The organism is Pseudomonas sp. PWP3-1b2 (assembly GCF_049896045.1).
GTDB classification, from domain to species: Bacteria; Pseudomonadota; Gammaproteobacteria; order Pseudomonadales; family Pseudomonadaceae; genus Aquipseudomonas; species Aquipseudomonas antarctica_B.
The window spans coordinates 1-2601 of record NZ_JAFCTN010000086.1 but is presented as its reverse complement, the minus strand read 5'-3'; the positions used below and the strand labels follow the sequence as shown (position 1 = coordinate 2601).

At 53.5% G+C, this 2601-nt stretch carries 3 protein-coding genes and 1 tRNA gene; all 4 read right to left on the bottom strand.

All coding sequences use genetic code 11. The annotated features are described in order from the left end of the window. Positions 1–37 precede the first annotated feature (37 nt). Positions 38–122, bottom strand: a tRNA-Tyr gene (locus ACP7A2_RS27080). 143 nt (positions 123–265) lie between these two features. Then, the gene (locus tag ACP7A2_RS27075; RefSeq protein ID WP_426136846.1) at positions 266–712 is read right to left on the bottom strand and encodes a hypothetical protein; all 447 of its coding nucleotides are present in this window, start codon (positions 710–712) and stop codon (positions 266–268) included. 7 nt (positions 713–719) lie between these two features. Then, the gene (locus ACP7A2_RS27070; protein ID WP_426136845.1) at positions 720–1469 is read right to left on the bottom strand and encodes a pantothenate kinase; all 750 of its coding nucleotides are present in this window, start codon (positions 1467–1469) and stop codon (positions 720–722) included. Beyond that, positions 1459–2418, bottom strand: a complete 960-nt coding sequence (gene birA, locus ACP7A2_RS27065) for a bifunctional biotin--[acetyl-CoA-carboxylase] ligase/biotin operon repressor BirA (RefSeq protein WP_426136844.1) — start codon at positions 2416–2418, stop codon at positions 1459–1461. Before birA ends, ACP7A2_RS27070 begins: the two co-directional genes overlap by 11 nt. Positions 2419–2601 lie beyond the last annotated feature (183 nt).

The window sequence follows — 2601 nt, the reverse complement described above, 5'->3', positions numbered from 1 at the left end:
AAACTATACCCGCGGAGCTTGCAGCTCACGCTAAAAATGGTGGAGGGGGAAGGATTCGAACCTTCGAAGTCGTAGACGTCAGATTTACAGTCTGATCCCTTTGGCCGCTCGGGAACCCCTCCTAAGCGAGCCGGCATTCTACATCACGCCGGCCTTCTGTCAAGCATTTTCTCATTTAAAAATATGAGGTTAGCTGCGTTGACCTTCGTTTCACACTGTAGACCGTTAAGGTCTTCACTGCGAAGCGGGCGCCATTCTATGCAAACTATTCGAGAGTTGCAACGCCTTCGCACAACAATATTTTATGTTTTAACTCATTGAATTCCTTAGCAAGGTTTTCAAAGGGTAGATCGTCGGCCAGGCGTCTGCTTTCCGGGGCGACACGAAGCCAGTACCCCGAAGCTTCAGGTGTATTCAGCAACTGAACTTTAGACTTGATATCCAGACTCATGAGGCGCTGCTCGACCGACTGAGCTTGCCGCTGATCAGCGAACCCCCCGATATAAAGGCATGTGTTTTGCGCATCAGGAGCTTTTGCTCGATCGCGACGCACCACGGAGTCAGCAGACTCGCTTAATAGCCGGATATCCTGCTGAGAACCCCGGTAAAGACTCAGGGGAGTGACATCCTTGGCGCGTAATGGAGCCTCTTGTTGATGCCAAATGTAATAAAAGGCATTGAGAACGAGCAGAAGCAGAAACAGCCAACGCATAAATACCTCAGGACAAAGGGCACGCCATCGCTAGACCCACAAAAACCAGATCCGGCACTAGCCGAGCCCGCGGTACCGCATCCGAGACCAGGTCAGCGTCCCCGCCAGTCAAGAACACGGTGAAGTCATCACCCCAGTAAGTTTGGGCCAATTCAAGCTGAGTGAGCACGAACCCTCTGAGCATCAGCGTACAACCACGCTCAACAGCCTCCACGGTTGTGCGACCTGGAGACAATCGCTCAACAGCTCTTTCGGCAGCAGCGTCGTCATAGCGAATCTTGCGTGTGTGCGTGCGCAACTGGTTACGCATCAGGGGCATTCCCGGGCAAATGAACCCACCAAGATGTTCGCCATCGGCGGCAATAAAATCTGCAGTTGCTGCGGTGCCAAAATCAAGCACCAGGCACGCCCCCGAAGCTAACTTAAACCCACCCAGCATTGCCAACCAACGATCAAGCCCTAGCCGCTCGAACTCGTCATAACCGTTGCGCACTCCCGCCATCTCCCGCGCGGACGTCGCGCACGATACAGTCACACCAAAGGCGCTCTCCAGTGCCGTTACCAGCTTGCAGGTCTCCTCCGTCGCCCGAACACTCACAAGACGGCAACGCGTCAGCAACAAACCGGGAATCGCGATCAGGCTTTCAATCAATGCGACATCAGAACCAACCACCCCTCCTACGGAGACATCAGCCTTACTCGACTCAAGTACACGCCACTTGATAAAGCTATTTCCACAGTCGAGCTCAAGAATCATGACGCAACCTCAGGCTTAACTCACCACCGCTGTATATTTTCTCGACACCGTCAACACTCAAACGCAAGGCGCCCTGGCGATCAACACCAAGCACCACTCCATCTATCTGGTTCACACCTGCAATGAGCGACACCGCTTTTCCTTGCCATAAGTGATGTTGTTCCCACTCGTCCTGGAGTGCGGCGAACCCTGAGGACTTATGCCGATCAAGGTAGGCCTGCAGCTGCAGGCTCAGTTTCGCAACCAGATAATTACGGTCGACCGGAGACCCCTTTTCGAGCCCCACAGAGGTCCATTGCTGATCGACCTCTTCAGCCTTCTGCATATTCACATTAATGCCTATCCCCAGCACAACGTGGCAGATATCAGCAGGATCCCCGACCAGCTCGAGCAAGATACCCGCAATTTTCTTCTGACCAACCAGCACATCGTTTGGCCACTTTAACGCCGCACCTTGTACACCCACCCCTCGCAGCGCGTGCATGACTGCAAGCCCTACAACGAGACTGAGACCCTCCAATTGCCGTAGGCCGCCCTCAATACGCAACACAAAACTGTAATACACATTCTGCGCAAATGGGCTGACCCAGGTACGACCTCGTCGCCCCCGTCCCGCCGTTTGCTGCTCGGCAAGCACTAGAAATGGCGCGGAACAGCCTCCACCCACAAGGCGCAAAGCTTCTGCGTTTGTCGAATCTATTGATTCTGAAATATGGATCGGCCACGTCAAAGGCGCGGCATTTTCGGCGATGTCTTCAGCATTCAACAGCACCAGCGGCGAAGCAAGCTGATACCCCTTGCCACGAACTTTATGGATGGGCAGATTTAATTCAGCCTCAAGATTCTGGAGTTGTTTCCAGACAGCACTACGACTGACGCCCAGGGCAGCGCCCAGCGCTTCTCCGGAATGGAATCGGCCATCTTTCAAGAGTTTCAACAACGTCAGCATGCAAGTATCGCCTCACAATGAGGCACGCATGATAGCCATGCGTAAGGCCATTGCATAGAAATGGCCTGACTTTAGCGCCGAAGACCGCCCTGATTTGCTCTGTTTCACTTTCCGACCGCCCAAAACAAAACCCCTGTTTGCGTTAGCAAACAGGGGTTCTGGAATTTAATCTTGACGATGACC